17 protein-coding genes and 1 pseudogene are annotated in these 14,523 nt (G+C 60.8%); 10 read left to right on the forward strand and 8 right to left on the reverse strand.

Features of this window, described 5'->3' with window-relative positions:
• Positions 1-28: 28 nt before the first annotated feature.
• Complete coding sequence (locus tag VUN82_00275; GenBank protein ID XAS74791.1) at positions 29-838, forward strand: HAD family hydrolase; 810 nt, start codon at positions 29-31, stop codon at positions 836-838.
• Here VUN82_00275 and VUN82_00280 read toward each other — a convergent pair.
• Together VUN82_00280 and VUN82_00285 are read right to left on the reverse strand one after the other, a co-directional pair.
• A pseudogene (locus tag VUN82_00280) lies at positions 835-1,702 on the reverse strand (isoprenylcysteine carboxylmethyltransferase family protein). The gene VUN82_00275 and the pseudogene VUN82_00280 sit on opposite strands and share 4 nt — an antisense overlap.
• A 53-nt stretch (positions 1,703-1,755) precedes the next feature.
• Positions 1,756-2,616, reverse strand: a complete 861-nt coding sequence (locus VUN82_00285) for an NAD-dependent epimerase/dehydratase family protein (GenBank protein ID XAS72334.1) — start codon at positions 2,614-2,616, stop codon at positions 1,756-1,758.
• 131 nt (positions 2,617-2,747) lie between these two features.
• Between VUN82_00285 and VUN82_00290 the strand changes: the two genes are divergently transcribed.
• From VUN82_00290 to VUN82_00310, 5 genes are all read left to right on the forward strand, one after another.
• Positions 2,748-3,017, forward strand: a complete 270-nt coding sequence (locus tag VUN82_00290) for a hypothetical protein (protein XAS72335.1) — start codon at positions 2,748-2,750, stop codon at positions 3,015-3,017.
• Between the two features lie 13 nt (positions 3,018-3,030).
• The gene (locus VUN82_00295) at positions 3,031-3,828 is read left to right on the forward strand and encodes a glycerophosphodiester phosphodiesterase (GenBank protein ID XAS72336.1); all 798 of its coding nucleotides are present in this window, start codon (positions 3,031-3,033) and stop codon (positions 3,826-3,828) included.
• Between the two features lie 199 nt (positions 3,829-4,027).
• Positions 4,028-4,306 (forward strand): hypothetical protein, encoded by a 279-nt coding sequence (locus VUN82_00300; GenBank protein XAS72337.1) that lies wholly within the window; start codon positions 4,028-4,030, stop codon positions 4,304-4,306.
• A 44-nt stretch (positions 4,307-4,350) separates the two neighbouring features.
• Positions 4,351-4,584 (forward strand): hypothetical protein, encoded by a 234-nt coding sequence (locus VUN82_00305; GenBank protein XAS72338.1) that lies wholly within the window; start codon positions 4,351-4,353, stop codon positions 4,582-4,584.
• The gene (locus tag VUN82_00310; protein XAS72339.1) at positions 4,577-5,716 is read left to right on the forward strand and encodes a Vms1/Ankzf1 family peptidyl-tRNA hydrolase; all 1,140 of its coding nucleotides are present in this window, start codon (positions 4,577-4,579) and stop codon (positions 5,714-5,716) included. The genes VUN82_00305 and VUN82_00310 overlap by 8 nt, the downstream gene beginning before the upstream one ends.
• Before the next feature lie 60 nt (positions 5,717-5,776).
• Here the strand turns inward: VUN82_00310 and VUN82_00315 are convergent, their stop codons facing one another.
• A complete protein-coding gene (locus tag VUN82_00315; GenBank protein XAS74792.1) occupies positions 5,777-7,609 on the reverse strand; it encodes a sugar-binding domain-containing protein in 1,833 nt (610 codons plus the stop codon).
• Positions 7,610-7,812: 203 nt separating this feature from the next.
• Between VUN82_00315 and VUN82_00320 the strand changes: the two genes are divergently transcribed.
• Together VUN82_00320 and VUN82_00325 are read left to right on the forward strand one after the other, a co-directional pair.
• Positions 7,813-8,775: a D-2-hydroxyacid dehydrogenase family protein gene (locus VUN82_00320; protein ID XAS72340.1), complete on the forward strand. Its 963-nt coding sequence runs from the start codon at positions 7,813-7,815 to the stop codon at positions 8,773-8,775.
• Positions 8,776-8,830: 55 nt separating this feature from the next.
• Entirely contained in the window at positions 8,831-9,973 is a 1,143-nt protein-coding gene (locus VUN82_00325; protein ID XAS72341.1) for a glycerate kinase, read from the forward strand.
• Positions 9,974-9,984: 11 nt separating this feature from the next.
• On the opposite strand, the gene VUN82_00330 is transcribed toward VUN82_00325, so the two are convergent.
• Entirely contained in the window at positions 9,985-10,242 is a 258-nt protein-coding gene (locus VUN82_00330) for a DUF2630 family protein (protein XAS72342.1), read from the reverse strand.
• Between the two features lie 94 nt (positions 10,243-10,336).
• On the opposite strand from VUN82_00330, the gene VUN82_00335 reads away from it, so the two are divergent.
• Both VUN82_00335 and VUN82_00340 read left to right on the forward strand, forming a co-directional pair.
• Positions 10,337-10,780 carry a YdeI/OmpD-associated family protein gene (locus tag VUN82_00335; protein XAS72343.1) on the forward strand — a complete coding sequence of 148 codons (444 nt, stop codon included), beginning with the start codon at positions 10,337-10,339 and terminating at the stop codon, positions 10,778-10,780.
• A gap of 90 nt (positions 10,781-10,870) precedes the next feature.
• Positions 10,871-11,314, forward strand: coding sequence for a hypothetical protein (locus VUN82_00340; GenBank protein XAS72344.1), 444 nt, complete (start codon positions 10,871-10,873; stop codon positions 11,312-11,314).
• A gap of 34 nt (positions 11,315-11,348) precedes the next feature.
• On the opposite strand, the gene VUN82_00345 is transcribed toward VUN82_00340, so the two are convergent.
• The 4 genes from VUN82_00345 to VUN82_00360 form a co-directional block, all read right to left on the reverse strand.
• The gene (locus tag VUN82_00345; GenBank protein ID XAS74793.1) at positions 11,349-11,900 is read right to left on the reverse strand and encodes a dihydrofolate reductase family protein; all 552 of its coding nucleotides are present in this window, start codon (positions 11,898-11,900) and stop codon (positions 11,349-11,351) included.
• A gap of 175 nt (positions 11,901-12,075) precedes the next feature.
• Positions 12,076-12,921, reverse strand: coding sequence for a hypothetical protein (locus VUN82_00350; protein ID XAS72345.1), 846 nt, complete (start codon positions 12,919-12,921; stop codon positions 12,076-12,078).
• Positions 12,914-13,645, reverse strand: coding sequence for a helix-turn-helix transcriptional regulator (locus VUN82_00355; protein ID XAS72346.1), 732 nt, complete (start codon positions 13,643-13,645; stop codon positions 12,914-12,916). Before VUN82_00355 ends, VUN82_00350 begins: the two co-directional genes overlap by 8 nt.
• Positions 13,646-13,820: 175 nt before the next feature.
• On the reverse strand, positions 13,821-14,387 hold the full coding sequence (locus VUN82_00360) for a type 1 glutamine amidotransferase domain-containing protein (GenBank protein XAS72347.1): 567 nt from the start codon (positions 14,385-14,387) through the stop codon (positions 13,821-13,823).
• Positions 14,388-14,523 lie beyond the last annotated feature (136 nt).

Raw genomic sequence — 14,523 nt, forward strand, 5'->3', positions numbered from 1 at the left:
GTTCTCAACAGCCACGTAGACTGACATGATGCGGCTCGTAGCAAGTGATATTGACGGCACCATTCTCGGTCATGACGGCAAGATCAGTGATCGGACCGTCAAGGCCTTCAAAGCATGCCGGGATGCCGGGGTGGAGCTTGTGTTCGTCACGGGCCGCCCGCCGCGGTGGTTGTACCCGCTCCAGGAGCAGCTCGGCCACAGCGGAATCGTGATCTGTTCCAACGGCGCAGTGGTGTGGGATCTCGAAACGGAGAAGCCCATTTCTTCTTGCACCTTGGATATCAAATCCATTTTCGAAGCGCGCCGAATCATCAAGTCCCTGCGGCCGGATGCGTTGTTCGCAGTGGAAACTCTGACTGGTTTCCAACTGGAGCCGGGCTTTCTCGAGAATGAAACCAGTGAGCTCCTCGCGGAGTTCACTCCCGCACCGCTGGATCAGACGCTAACGGCGGATGACGCCGTCGTGAAGTTCCTGGCGATAACCCGTAAGGGCACCCCGGACGAATTCCTTGCCGAAGTTCAGCCCGCTGTTGCCCATCTGGTCAGCACCACGCACTCGGCGCCGCGCACGGCGATGCTTGAGATGTCCGTGCCCGGCATCAACAAGGCCGTCACCCTCGCCAAGTACGCCGAGTCGCTGGGTATCGAGGCCGCCGACGTTGTGGCATTCGGGGATATGCCCAACGACATCGAGATGCTCCGCTGGGCCGGCCACGGCTACGCCATGGCAAGCGGCCACCCGGAAGCCATCCTCGCTGCGGGGCAGCAGGCACCGCACTTCGACGACGACGGCGTGGCCCAGATCCTCGAGGCGAAATTGACGGAGCAAACGGTCTAACCCCGTCCCACACGGGGGATCCAGCAGCTCACCGACTCTCGGTAGCTGATGAATTCTGCACCAAAACGCTCTTCGAGATCGGCTTCCTCCAGCGGCCGCACGGCATAGTTCCACAGCAGTGAGCCGAGAACCGCGTAGGCAACAACAAGCCAAGACCCGAGAATGAGGCCGACCGCGGCACCTTGGGTAATGCCCGCAACAGCCATGGGGTTACGAATCCAGCGGTACGGTCCCGGCGATGACCAAGCGGTTCGGCATGGCTGAGGGCAAGGGCGTGCCAGCTCCGAGCCAGGACATCGTCACGGCGGAGGCGACGCCCAGCGCGCTTGCGAGCATCAGAAGCAGCGCTCCGGCCGGGGCTGCCATTGGCGGAAATGGCAGGGACACTTCCCATCGCTGTTCGAGGAACGTCAGGGCCGAGGGGATCACATCCAGGAAGAATCCCCAGAAGAGGATCATTTGGCCGATCGTTGCTCCCACGTTTGTTGTCGTACGACGGCCAGCGGCTGAACGGAAAGCGAAGGGCCCTTGGATGATCCAAGCCGTGGGAATCCCGCCCAGGACGACGATGCTGAGGGCGGCCAGGGAACAAACGGCGGCGGCAATCATCATCAAAACGCCCAAACCTGCTTCAGTTGTCACCGTGGCGTAGACCCCGAGGGCGGCCGCTACAATTCCTGTCCAAGCAGTGGCGACAATGGCGGCGGCCCTCACGCCCATTGCTCCAAGGGCGGAGGCAATGACGAAAAGGGGAATGTCAAAGGCAGCAACGGCGACGGGCTCAAGGCTACCTAGTGTGGCTTCCCGCACCAAGGGCGACAGGAAGACGGCGATCCACCACGAAAGACCGGCGGCTGCCTGCACCGCAAAATAGGCTCGGCACAGCGACTGCAAGCTCGATCTTGTACCTTGAAGTTTCACGGATGACGGACGCCGCTACCTGCCAGCACTGCTCGGTAGCCCTCCACGTATGAGGAGAAGGCGAACTCGAAGCCAGTCCCGCGCAGCCTTTGGTTGGAGCAGCGTTTGTCGCCAGGGCCGGCGGGGGCGTCTTCCAACGCCGTCGGTGGTTCAGGGCTACCCATTTCCAAGGCAAGAAACCGCATGACGTCACCCATCTCGGCCGCATGGTCGTCTACACCTACGTAGACCGGATCCGGGTCCTGATCCATGGTGGTGAGGTGGACGATCATGGCCGCGGCGTCGTCCCTGTGCACACGGTTGGTGTGCCGGGGGCGTGCTGGAATCACGGCTTGCCCTGACCGGACTTGGTCGATCAGTCGGGTTCGCCCCGGACCGTAAATGCCGCCGAGCCGCAGGATGATGGGTTGGGTTCTGGTACCCCGGGTGCGGGCAAGGAACAGATGTTCAGCCTCCACCAGCACTTTGCCGCTGAAACGCGTGGGCTCGGTGGGTGTGGTTTCGTCCACCGCCCCTCCGTCGGAGTCCATATATACGGCTGTGGAGGAGACGAATAGCATGCGGGCCGGTTCGACAGAATCGCGTTCCAAGGCGTCCAGAACATTTTGCAAGCCTTTTATATACGCTGTCCGGTATGCCTCCTCGGTGGAGGAATCGGCGGCTACAGCGACCACAACAATGTTCACATCTCCTGGGACGACTGGGACTTCACGTGAGAGGTCCGCGCGCATGCCCCGAATCCCCGCGGGGAGCTTTTCCGGAGAACGGCGGAGACCGATCACCTCATGGCCCAGCGCTGCGAAACGCAGTCCGGCTTCGGTTCCAAGGTCGCCGCACCCGGCAATCAACACAGTCATGCAACTAGTTTGGCAGCCGTGACGTGCGCAAAGCTGTCACCAACTTCCCAGTCTCCATACAACCCGCGTTCAACTTGCGCCCGTAGGCTTTCAGCCACAGACCCGTTTAGCTTGTTGGATGTAGGGGAATCATGGCCAAGCGCAGGATCAACGACTTCAACACCGCTCCGTTGCGGCGGATCGAACCGGATCACCACTGGAGGTCGCTTCGCGAGGGGGACCGCGTGAGTGTGGCACTAACTCCGGGGTACGAATCGGCTGGCATAGTGGACGCCGTTACCGGTGATGCAACGGCAGTTTGGGTGGAGCTCGACGGCGGTCGCGGACGCACGCTCGTGCACATCAGCGATGACGTGGCGGTGGTCCCCCTGGAGAAGGCGATGGTCACAGAGGAGTCGTAGGCGCCTATGCGCCATGGGCTACGCTTCGGATGTGACGCTGCCATATTTCCTCCGCAAGGACGGCACTGTGGGCCCACTGGCGTTGGCTCATCGCGGATTCTCCATGAATGGCTTGGAGAACTCCATGGTTGCTTTCCGTGCCGCCATTGAGCTGGGCACCCTGCACCTTGAAACGGACGTTCACACCACCTCAGATGGCGTCCTGCTCGTTTTCCACGACTCTTCCTTGGAGCGGGTCACGGATTCCTCCGGGAGGATCGCTGAACTAGAGGCAGCCGAGGTAGCTAAGGCCCGCATCGGCGGAGTGGAACCAGTGCCGACTTTCGACGAACTTGTGGCAGCTTTCCCCGATGCCAGGCTGAACCTGGACGTGAAGGACTGGAATTCCGTAAAACCGATGGCCGAGGCTATCGAGAAGCACGGCATCCATCGCCGGGTGTTGGTTACGAGTTTCTCTGACCGGCGTCGTCGTGCTGTCTTGAAACTCCTCAGCCAGCGTACGGCTTCTTCGGCTGGCAGCACCCTGACAGCGCTTTTCGTACTTCTTGGACCCGTGCTGCCGGCGGGCTTGGCCCGCAAGGTGCTGAGCGGCGTCGATGCTTTCCAAGTGCCGGCCCGCTACGGTCGATTCCCCGTGGTGACTCCGCGTTTTGTTCGTCGTGCCCATCGCTTGGGCATCCAAGTTCACGTCTGGACTATCAACGAGCCCGCTGAAATGGTGCGTCTATTGGACCTGGGCGTGGACGGCATTGTGTCCGACCGGCTGGACCTGCTGAAGGACGTCCTGGTGCGCCGCGGGCAGTGGGTCTAGCCCCATTTTGTTCCCACCGAGATGGCATTTAATACCGATTCCGCTTCGGAACATGGGGTTCAAATGCCATCTCGGTGGGAACTTACTCAGTACCCTTTCTATTTTGGGTAGGCTCGGATTAGGGTCGAAGTATCCGTACTCTTCGTTGGCACATGGCTCGCCAACCACGTGCCGGCATCGGAAGGAAGGAAAATCTGACATGGCTTCGGAATCTCACACCACCACGGATCACGACGAGATTCGCAAGTGGGTTGAAAGCAACGACGGTAAACCGGCCAGCGTCAAAAAGACCGGCGACAAGAACGACGTGGGTATCCTGCGTATCGATTTCCCCGGCGGAGCTGGCGAAGATTCGCTGGAACACATCAGTTGGGACGAATGGTTCGACAAGTTCGAGGAGAGCAAGCTGGCTTTCCTCTACCAAGCAAAAAAGGCCAGCGGCGAGGACAGCACCTTCTTTAAGTTGGTGAGCCGTTAGTCGCGACCAGAACGTAAGTCGAGTACATCGGAAGGATGATTACCGTGGCTGAGCGAGGAAACTCAAAGCACGGATCGCATCTGGATGACCAGATGCAGCACGAAACCGAGGGAATGATCAGGGGGAACAAGCCAACCCATGTGGAAGAGGGTCGGGAGACCGAGCCCTTCCCTGATGAAACAGATGCGCGAGAAGTCCGGGAGGCCTTAAACCCAAATACCGCTTCCGGCACCGCTGCCGACGCCGCGGCGGAGGAGGGGGGAGGGTCCAGTGAGTGAAGCACTGAAAAAGTACGCGGATCTTTACCGGCAGCCTGGACCATGGTGCTTGGCCTACCTCGAGGCGAGTACCGGAACAGTGGACAGCCTGGAAGCCGCGGACGTCCAACCCGACAATGTGCGGGATGCGTTGGCGGGTCAGGGAGCGTCCAAGGAAGATCTGGCCGCCATGGAATCCGCCATCCAACCCGCCGAGGGACTGCCCGCCCCGGTTAGCCGCTTTGTGTTGGTGCGGGATGGGCAGGTGATGGTTAACGAGCTGTTGCCCGGGCCACTCTCGGGGCCCGAAAGAATTTCCATGGACTCCATTCCCGACCTGCTGCCTTTGATGAAGCACCAGCCGGACGAGTTCCCATATGTCGTGGCGGAAGTCAGCCGCGATGAGGGCGAAATCCGACTGCATCGGGCCGGCAGGCCGACTGTTGAGGAGAGCCAGCACGTCCAGGGCTCGGACGAGAATCTCAAAAAAGTTCCCAGCGGCGGTTGGTCACAGGGCCGGTATCAACATCACACTGAGGAGATTTGGCGGCGCAATGCCGATCAGGTGGTGAATGAAATCGACAAGGTTGTGAGGGAAAAACGAGCCCGCCTGCTGGTCCTTGCCGGTGACATCAGGGCGCGGCAACTCGTTGCCGATCAACTGTCCGAGGCGAGCAAGGCCATCCTGCGCATGGTGGATGCCCATACCCTGGCCCCTGGTTCCGACCGTCAAAAGTTCGACGACGAGGTTAATTCCTTGGTTGCCCAGCAGTGGGCAGAGGAACAACAGCAGCTGATGGAGCGCTTGGCCGAGCAGGAAGGGCAGGCCAACCCCGAGTCGGCTACTGGAAACGGGGCTGTGGTTCACGCCCTCCAGCAAGCCCAGGTGGATGTGCTGATCCTCGATGATCAAGCGCTCTCCGAACACACCCTGCTTGCGCTGGGTGCTGAACCGTGGATCGCCAGCTCTGAGGACGAAGCGTTGGGAGCTGAAGTTCTAGGAAAGGTCCCTGCACCCGCGGCTATGGTGCGTGCTGCGGCTCTAACGGATGCCCGCGTTCAGCTGGTCCCCTCCGCTGCCTTGCCTGACGGCGTCCATGTGGCAGCCCTGCTCCGGTGGCCCACTGGACCGGAACGGCCGGGAGCGGCGTAATCCATTCCACAAGAAAGGCCAGGGCGCTGCGCCTTGGCCTTTCCTTTGGGCGATTCTTTTCTATTCGTTGTGGGCTTCGATGGCTGCCTTACGGACCTGGCAAGCGCGGATCCGGTCGAGATCGAACTTGTCCCTGCGATCGAAAGTGAAGATGCCGTTCTTTTCCTGGAAGACGTCCGTCAGCTGCGTATAGCAGTAACCGAACATGTCCGGGTTATCCAGGAGCACGCCACATAGTGCGTCGAAGCGAGCATAGAACTCCTCCTCGGTGCTGACGCGCTGCCCGTAACCCCACGACGTCGATACATCAGTTCCGAGGCCCGCTTCTGCTGACGCTTGGCGCGCCTCCGTTTCGTTCCACCAAATGCCGCCGAATTCGGACACGAAATACGGCTGGCCGGCGTAAGGAACGGAGTATTCCTCACCCTGCGGGTTCAGGTTTACAAAGGGCTTCCCGTCCGAAAGGCCCTGCTGCTCGATCCGGAACTTCTCCGGATTCTGCTCGTAGGAATGGGAATCGTAAATGTCTGTTTCGCGGATGCGGTGGGAGTACCCCGATGCATCGATGACAGGTCGGGTGGGGTCGGCCAGTTTGGTGGCAAGGAACATGGCCTGCGTGACGTCATCCAATACCGTCAGTCGATCGTGCAGGACCTGGTGTGTTTCGTTCAGCGGGCACCATCCGATGATCGAGGGATGGTTGAAGTCGCGCTGCAACACCTCAAGCCATTGGGCTATGAAACTCGCTGTCGGCTTCTGGTTGTGGCCAACGGTTCCTCCTCCGGACACGCCCCAGTCGCCGAACTCGCCCCAGACCAAGTAGCCGAGTCTGTCTGCGTGATAGAGAAAACGCTCTTCGAAGACTTTTTGGTGGAGTCGTGCACCGTTGAATCCTGCCGCCATGGCCAGCTCGATGTCCTTGACCAACGCAGCGTCATCCGGCGAGGTCATCAGCGACTCCGGCCAATAGCCCTGATCAAGAACGAGCCTCTGGAACACTGCTTTGCCATTGAGGCGGACCACCTTGCCGTCCAAGGCAACGGAGCGAACGGCTGCGTAGCTGCTCACGTGGTCAACCACAGTCCCCGCAGCGTCCCGCAAGGTCAGCTCAAGGTCATAAAGGAAGGGATCCTCAATGCACCAAGGGCGCAGGGATTCAGCGGGAATGGTCAGCCGCAATGTTGGCGTGAGGTCCAAGTCGGCTTTGGCCGTGGCTTCCACCCTCACATCGCCCTTATCGCTGAGGACAGCGGTCACCGTGTGCCCCGTGCGGTTCTGGCTGATCGGAACTTCAATCGTGATGCTTGAGTCGGCCAGGTTGGGAGTCATTCGGAGGCGTTTGATGTGGACCTCGGGGACTGCCTCCATCCAAACCGTCTGCCAAATTCCAGTGGTGCGGGTGTACTGGCAATGAGTGTTGTTGTACCAGGTTGCCTGCTTGCCCCGGGCCTGCATTTCGTGCCGTGAATCGCGGGCCCGGACAACGATGACCGCTTCCGTGCCGGGCTCGGCCACTCCGCCAAGATCGGCGGTGAAGGGGGAGAAACCACCCCTGTGGCGGGCCACTTCAATGCCGTTGACCCAGACAGTCGCGTCGTGATCCACGGCGCCGAAGTGCAGGATGACGTTCTGGTCGGCCCACTCGTGGGGAATGGTCACCGTACGTCGGTACCAAACAGCTTCCATGAAATCCACGTGCTCAATTCCGGAAAGGGACGATTCCGGGGCGAACGGCACCAGAATCTCACCGGTGAGCTCGCGCTTGGCGAGTCCGCGCTCCAAACCTGAGTCGCCGGCGTCGATCTCAAAACCCCAGATTCCGTTGAGGTTCATCCAGTTGTCGCGGACAAGTTGTGGACGGGGATGCTCGGGCTTGGGAAGTGCCGGCATCATGTTGGGCTCTGTCAAAGCATCTCCTTCGGAAGGGGAAGGGTTCAATTTCCAGTCAAGCGCATCGCCGGAAAATGTGCATCTACCGGCCCGCCTGCTCGGCGCACGGCACTAAATTGTCTGTGTCCGCATTGTCTGTGGTCGCCGCATCGGAATCGTGACGTGAGATGGTGTTTGTACACCAGCCGCTGCGCGAGGAGATTGACGTGACGAGTTTCCGCTTGGCCATCATTGATGATTACCAGCAGGTCGCCAGCGACTACGCCCCTTGGGATTCACTGCTCGACGACGGCGTGAAGGTCAGCGTTTTCAGCGCACCCTTTGTTTCGGAAGAGCAAGCTGTGGCAGCCTTGGCGCCGTTCGACATCATTGTGGCGATGCGCGAGCGGACGCGCTTCCCTCGTCGCATGCTTGAGTCATTGACCAACCTGAAACTGCTCGTGACCACGGGCATGGCCAATGCTGCGATTGACCTTGAGGCAGCGTCGGAGCGTGGCATCCTGGTGTGCGGAACGGGCGGTTCACCGGCAGCGGCACCGGAGATGACCTGGGCGTTGCTGCTCGCTTTTGCCCGCAACCTGGTTGTGGAGGAAAACTCGCTGCGGGCAGGCGACTGGCAGACCGCCGTCGGGTTTGAACTCGAAGGCAAGACGCTCGGAATCGTCGGCCTCGGCAAGATAGGGAAGCGGATCGCGGGCTACGCGAAAGCCTTCGGCATGGATGTGCTCGCTTGGAGCCAGAACCTTACGGCAGAGGCGGCCGAGGAGGCTGGTGCTCGAAAGGTCACCAAGGAGGAGCTGTTCCGGGAATCCGACGTGGTGACGTTGCACCTACGCCTGTCCGATCGGACCGAGGGCATAGTCGGTTCGGAAGAATTGAGGCTTCTGGGGCCCGAAGGCGTGCTCGTAAACACCGCACGGGGGCCACTGGTAGATGAGGCAGCGTTGATTCGTGCATTGCAAGAGGGCTGGATTCGTGGCGCTGCCATGGACGTCTTTGATGAGGAGCCCCTGCCGGCTGGGCATGCTTTGCTTCATTCATCGCGAACCGTGCTCTCCCCACATATCGGCTACGTGACACACGAAAGCTACCGCCAGTTCTATGGCGGTGCCTTCGAGGACGTTAAGGCCTGGCTTGAGGGCGCGCCCATTCGGGCGCTGAACGACTGACGCCATCTTCGTAATGGGCAACCGCTTTCCCGGCAAAAGCTGGCAAGATGGACCCATGCGTATCCTCATCGCCCCGGACAAATTCAAGGGATCCCTGACCGCCGCGGAAGCCGCATCAGCCATGGCCGAGGGCGCCTTACGCGTCTATCCAGACGCCATAACTACCCAATTTCCGGTAGCTGACGGTGGCGAAGGCACACTCGACGCCGCCATCGCCGCTGGTTACGAAGAGCGGAACCACGCCGTTGTGGGTCCAATTCTCAAGCCGGTGGGAGCTTCCTGGGCCATCCGCAAAGATTCCTTCGGCGGTGCCACGGCCGTCATCGAAACCGCCCAGGCTTCCGGTTTGGCCTTCATGGAACCCACCCCCGAGAATTCGTTGCGCGCCCACAGCTACGGCTGCGGACAGCTCATAGCCGCTGCGCTTGACGCCGGCGCCACCGAGATTGTGTTGGGACTTGGCGGTTCCGCAATGTCCGACGCCGGTAGCGGCGCCTTGCGTGCGCTGGGGCTCAAGCCCGTGGACGCTGCCGGAAATGTGGTGCCGCTTGGCGGAGGTTTCCTTGCCGACGTCGTAGCCCTGGACATCTCCGAGTTGGATCCGCGGCTTTCGCGCGCCAAGTTCCGGATCGCCGTCGACGTCCAAAACCCGCTGTTCGGCCCGGATGGCGCCGCGTATGTTTTCGGCCCCCAGAAGGGGGCAGACGAAGACGCTGTTGAAAAGCTCGACGCCGGCCTCCGTAACTGGGCCTCGCTCCTTCGGGAAGCCACGGGCCGGGACGTCAACGTTCCGGGAGCCGGAGCGGCAGGCGGGTTCCCGGCGTCGTTCCTTGCCTTTACCGACTCCGCGCTTGAAGGCGGCTTCGCGCTGGTCGCCGGGCTGACCGGCTTGGCTTCGCACCTTAGCGAGGCGGACCTCGTGATTACGGGCGAGGGTTCCATGGATGAGCAGTCGCTCACCGGTAAAGCGCCCATCGCCTTGGCCGATGCCGCAAGTGTGCACGGAATACCCGTGGTCGCTGTGGCAGGCCGAATTACGGTGACACCTGAGGATCTGGCCAAACACGGGATCGTAGCTGCGGCCCAGTTGTTGGACGTCGCCCAGCGAAAGGACGGTGTTCCCGACGTCGCCGACGCCGTTGCCAATGCAGCCAAGTACGTTGCGTGGGCTACAAGTCAGGTGCTGGAGGGGGCGTAGCTTCTTCTGGGCTACTGCCTGTAGTCTTCGACCTCGCTGATGGGGCGCGGTTCGGCGTCGTCGGGATTTTCACCAGCGTGCTTCTTGGCCCGCCGCTGGCGGAGCAAGTCCCAGCACTGGTCGAGTTGAGCCTCAAGCTGGGCCAAGCGGGCGCGGCTGCCGTCGCCGTCGACGTCGTCCTCAATTCCGCCCCCGACCGCTGCATCCCGCAAGCGGTGCTCCTCTTCCACGAGTGACTGAATCCGTTCCAGAAGATCCTGCTCGTCCATGGTTCGCTCTCCTTGGTTCACTGGATAGTTGCTTATACGAACGTAGTCTGGCTGGCCGGATGCGTCTACGGGTGGCCGACGGCATACTGGGGACATGAAATTCACTACGACCATCGTCGGCGATGGCAACAAGGCTGGCATTGAGGTTCCCGAGGATATTGTTAGTGCGCTCGATGCCGGCAAGCGGCCCCCAGTAGTTGTAACCATCAACGGCCAGAGCTATCGCAGCAGCATCGCGGTGATGGGTGGGAAGTACATGGTGGGTGTCAGCTCCGCGAACAGGGACCTGACTGGGGCGTCCGCAGGCGACACCGTGGACGTGAATCTGGAAGTGGACACCCAACCGCGTGTAATCGAGGTTCCGGACGACCTCGCTGCGGCCCTTGAGGCGGAGCCCGAGGCGAAAGCCTTCTACGGGACGTTGAATTACAGTGCCCAGCGCCGATACGCGGAACCGATTGGGGACGCCAAAACGGAAGAGACCCGGGCTCGGCGGATCGCGAAGGCTGTCGCTGATTTGAAGGCGGGGAAGAAGTAGGGATCTGGCTGCCGCTCCCGCGCGAGGTGCGTGCCGCCGTCGTGCGCCCGGCAGCTAGGCTGGACTTTTTGATCATTGGGGGACAACACCGTGGTTTATTACCGAGAGCGTGACCGGCGGGATGACGCCGTGTACGCCGAGCACAAGGATGCTGTTGCGCGAGGCGAGAAGCGGGTACTGCGCAGGACCAGTACTGGCGAGCTTCACAGCTACCCTTCGGACGAGATCGGCTTTACACCCGGGCGGGGTCAGACGCAGGTCAGCACCTGGTGGGGGATGGCGATTCTGGCCGCCTTTGGGTTCGCGGGATTTCTTGGTGCGTTCGCGATGTTCCTGGCACCCGTGTGGCATGGAGAAGGGCCTGGATGGGGTGCGCTATGGCTTATGGCCTTTGCGGCATTTATCGCTTGGTACGGCTTCAGCCTAAGCAGGGATGAGTACCGGGCAACCCGGCGCCGCAAGGAACGGGGCTCACCCAAGCCAGGTACAGGGAGCGTGGATGTGGATCTGTTGGAACTGGGTAGCCAAAAGTGAAAATCTTCCGAGTTCTGCCCTCGTCCCGGGCGCTTCAGTCCTGGCGTCGGCTGTAAGTGCTCACCACGTTGCCTTTGCTCGTGGCGTACTGATCCTCCAGAACGAGGCGGCTCAATGGGTCGCCGTCCTCGAAGAGCCGCCGCCCGCTGCCGGCCACCACGGGGTGGGTCATGAGGGTCAGTTCATCGAGGACGCCCGCGAACAGCAGTTGGCGCACCACGGAGATGCTGCCGCAGACTGCGATCTCTCCACCGTCACGCCCTTTCAGGTCAGTGACGAACTGCTCCAGGGGCCTGTCGATGAGGTGCGAGTTTTCCCATTCGAGGGTCTCGGACAGGCTGCGGGATGCGACGAACTTCTCCACGGGGTTGATGAACGCCGCAAAATCTTCGTCTTGCGAAGCATTCGGCCAATATCCGGCCCACTCCTGGTAGCTGACGCGGCCTAGAACTACCGTGTCCACAGTGTTGATCATCTTGGTCAGTCCCTTGCCCAGCTCGTCGTCGAAGCTGTCGAACTGGAACTTGAACGGGTCCTGAACTACGCCATCCACGGAGTGGAACAAGCCGGCGGTAACTTTGCGCATACGTGCCTCCATAGGGTTCTCAGGCATCACGCTATGTTGTGGTGGCGTGCTTGTGAAGCTTATTGGGCGGTGTGGCTCACTGCCAACAGCCCCAAACGCAAGTGCCGCCGTCGTGAGTATATAGACCCACGTCTGAAACCAAACGCGAACGCCACATGTCGGCTTTACTAAGACGTTAGTCCTCAGGTCGGCAATCGATGATGAACTCCATCAGCGGGGTCGCGTTGGCGTCCAGGAAGAGAGTGATCAGGTGCTGGTTAAACTCGAGCCGACGACTGAAGGGAATCGAGATTGCGTCGTGGCCTGAACTCAACAAAATCCCATTCATCATGAGCCGGGACGTTCGTTTGTTCCCGTCGAAGTAAAACTGGTGGCGGGTGCCGAAGCAGAAGTACGCAACGGCTCGTTCAGCAGCGTCCTCGATGGTTTCAAGGTGAGCAAGGCCCAATTCGTACTCGACACGGAGCGCTTCCCCGCTGTCCTCACAGCCAGTCGACTTGAACGTGCCGTATTCGCCCAGGTTGACTGTGCCGCCACCGCGGACTGATCCTTCGCCTCGGAAATGCCCTGCCTCGATGGCTTCGTGCGGAGCCACCAGACCGTGGATTCGGTCGGACACACTCTTGTGGGGCTTGAACGTTCCATCCTGCACCAGGTCATGGAGCATTCTGGTCGAATCAGCCAGTGCGAGCACCTGCTTCTCGTCGTCCAATCTATGTCCGCCCACGGTGACCCCTTCGAGCAGCGTCTGAACTTCGGGAAGCGTATATGGATTTCCTTCTAAAGCCGCTGCGTCCCAGACATGTCCGGCCAGATGGTTCTGGAAACGCGCAAGGGCTCTCGACACTTCCATGGTGGGCATCGCTCGCCAAGGCACCGCGCTGGAATCCCATGTGAATCCAAGGTCCGCGAGTCGGCCAGCGGATGTCGCATTCGGCGGGCTTGGGGGCGGCTCGGCAAGCCGCTGCGATGGGCGCTTCTTGTACCGGCTTGATCCGATTCCCCAACTGCCCTCAGTCATTTGCTTCCTCCCAGTCCCGTGTCAGTTCCTCGGCCTGCTCCCGTGTCTCGGGCATGCCGTAGCAGTCCAAAATGACTTGGATAGGGTCCACCCACACAATGCCTTCATCGTTCCAGGCGCCAGCTTGGCTGCTTTCATCCAAAGGTAAGAGAATCACATCTTGTGCAGTAGCTCCGGGCTGACGGATGACGTTTCCGATCCGTCTGGGTTCCTCGACATAGAGAATGGTTGGCCCGTGCGTTTGGTGCGCTCCGATACGGGCAGCTGCCGGCGCGCCGCTGACCGCCCAGCCTTTTCGGGTGGCGGCTGCCGCAGAGCAGATTCGCAGGAGGCCCCAGTCGGAACTTGCTGTCACGGCTCCTGGCCGGCACCGTGGTGGTGCGGCGATGCCAGCCTCCCTCGCAAGCGACCGGGGCCGCGCTGATCCGTCCCGGCTCGCCCAGCGTTTCAGGGTGGAGCTTGTTTCAGCGTCGGCGGGAGGGGTAAATGCGTCGTCGAGAATTGCCCTGGCGGATTTCAGCGCGTGAGGCACGCAAAGTGGTTCCAGGCGGGGAATGAACTGAAGGCCCACGGCTGCCAGTATCCTGGTCGCCATTCCGATGGTCGGATCGACGTCGCCCTTCTCGATCCGGGTGATGGTGGAGGGGGAAACTCCGGCTCTCCGGGCTAATTCGGTACGGGTCAGCGACGAATCGTGGATGGCTTCTCGGACAAGGTGTTGCATATATGGAATTATGACCTTCGTCTTGCATAAATGCAATGGATTCTGCAGATCCTGCATATATGCAAGGTCGTGGAGGCCAGCGAACGATGGTTCCCGCCCAACGCAAGTGCCGCCGTCGTACTTTTGTGAAGTACGACGGCGGCACCCGCCTTTTGTCCGTCTGTCCGCCGACCCGCTAAGCGGTCTGGCCGGCGTGCTGGCCTTCGGAGATTTCCTCTACTACCTTGCTGTTGAACGCCGGGAGGTCGTCCGGATTCCGGCTGGTGACAAGGCCTTGGTCTACGACGACTTCTTCATCGGTCCAGTTGGCGCCCGCGTTCTTCAGGTCGGTTTGGAGCGTGTGATACGAGGTGACGTTGCGGCCCTTGATGACGCCCGCGTCGATCAGGATCCACGGTCCGTGGCAGATCGAAGCCACCGGCTTGTGCTGCTCGAAGAAGGCGCGCGTAAAGTTCTGCGCATCCTTGTCCACGCGGAGATGATCGGCGTTTACCACGCCGCCGGGCAGTACCAGGGCGTCAAAATCCGATGCGTTGGCGTCGGCTACTGCGAGATCGACGTCGAAGGTGTCACCCTTCTCCACGCCGTTGAATCCCTGCAGCTTTCCCTTTGAAAGTGCCACCAGCGTTGGCTGGCCGCCGGCGTCCTTGACGGCTTGCCACGGGCTGGTGAGTTCGACCTGCTCCACGCCGTCCGTCAACAGAAATGCGACCTTCTTGCCTGTGATGGTGTGTTCTGACATTGTTCCTCCTCCATTGCGCGGCGGCTTCGTTTGCCTTGCCTGCGGGCGTAAGCCACCACTGTGAGAGTTGTTTGTCTGACCTGTTCAAGCCTAGGGAAGGTCATTTTAGTAAGCAAGCTGAGTATTAATTTGCGGT

This window comes from Micrococcaceae bacterium Sec5.1, assembly GCA_039636795.1.
GTDB lineage: Bacteria > Actinomycetota > Actinomycetes > Actinomycetales > Micrococcaceae > Arthrobacter.

Excerpts from the sequence above, each read along its gene's own strand:
- VUN82_00275 (XAS74791.1), top strand. The coding sequence starts at position 29 with ATGCGGCTCGTAGCAAGTGATATTGACGGCACCATTCTCGGTCATGAC.
- VUN82_00285 (XAS72334.1), bottom strand. The coding sequence starts at position 2,616 with ATGACTGTGTTGATTGCCGGGTGCGGCGACCTTGGAACCGAAGCCGGA.
- VUN82_00290 (XAS72335.1), top strand. The coding sequence starts at position 2,748 with ATGGCCAAGCGCAGGATCAACGACTTCAACACCGCTCCGTTGCGGCGG.
- VUN82_00295 (XAS72336.1), top strand. The coding sequence starts at position 3,031 with ATGGGCTACGCTTCGGATGTGACGCTGCCATATTTCCTCCGCAAGGAC.
- VUN82_00300 (XAS72337.1), top strand. The coding sequence starts at position 4,028 with ATGGCTTCGGAATCTCACACCACCACGGATCACGACGAGATTCGCAAG.
- VUN82_00315 (XAS74792.1), bottom strand. The coding sequence starts at position 7,609 with ATGATGCCGGCACTTCCCAAGCCCGAGCATCCCCGTCCACAACTTGTC.
- VUN82_00325 (XAS72341.1), top strand. The coding sequence starts at position 8,831 with ATGCGTATCCTCATCGCCCCGGACAAATTCAAGGGATCCCTGACCGCC.
- VUN82_00330 (XAS72342.1), bottom strand. The coding sequence starts at position 10,242 with ATGGACGAGCAGGATCTTCTGGAACGGATTCAGTCACTCGTGGAAGAG.
- VUN82_00335 (XAS72343.1), top strand. The coding sequence starts at position 10,337 with ATGAAATTCACTACGACCATCGTCGGCGATGGCAACAAGGCTGGCATT.
- VUN82_00345 (XAS74793.1), bottom strand. The coding sequence starts at position 11,900 with ATGCGCAAAGTTACCGCCGGCTTGTTCCACTCCGTGGATGGCGTAGTT.
- VUN82_00350 (XAS72345.1), bottom strand. The coding sequence starts at position 12,921 with ATGACTGAGGGCAGTTGGGGAATCGGATCAAGCCGGTACAAGAAGCGC.
- VUN82_00355 (XAS72346.1), bottom strand. The coding sequence starts at position 13,645 with ATGCAACACCTTGTCCGAGAAGCCATCCACGATTCGTCGCTGACCCGT.
- VUN82_00360 (XAS72347.1), bottom strand. The coding sequence starts at position 14,387 with ATGTCAGAACACACCATCACAGGCAAGAAGGTCGCATTTCTGTTGACG.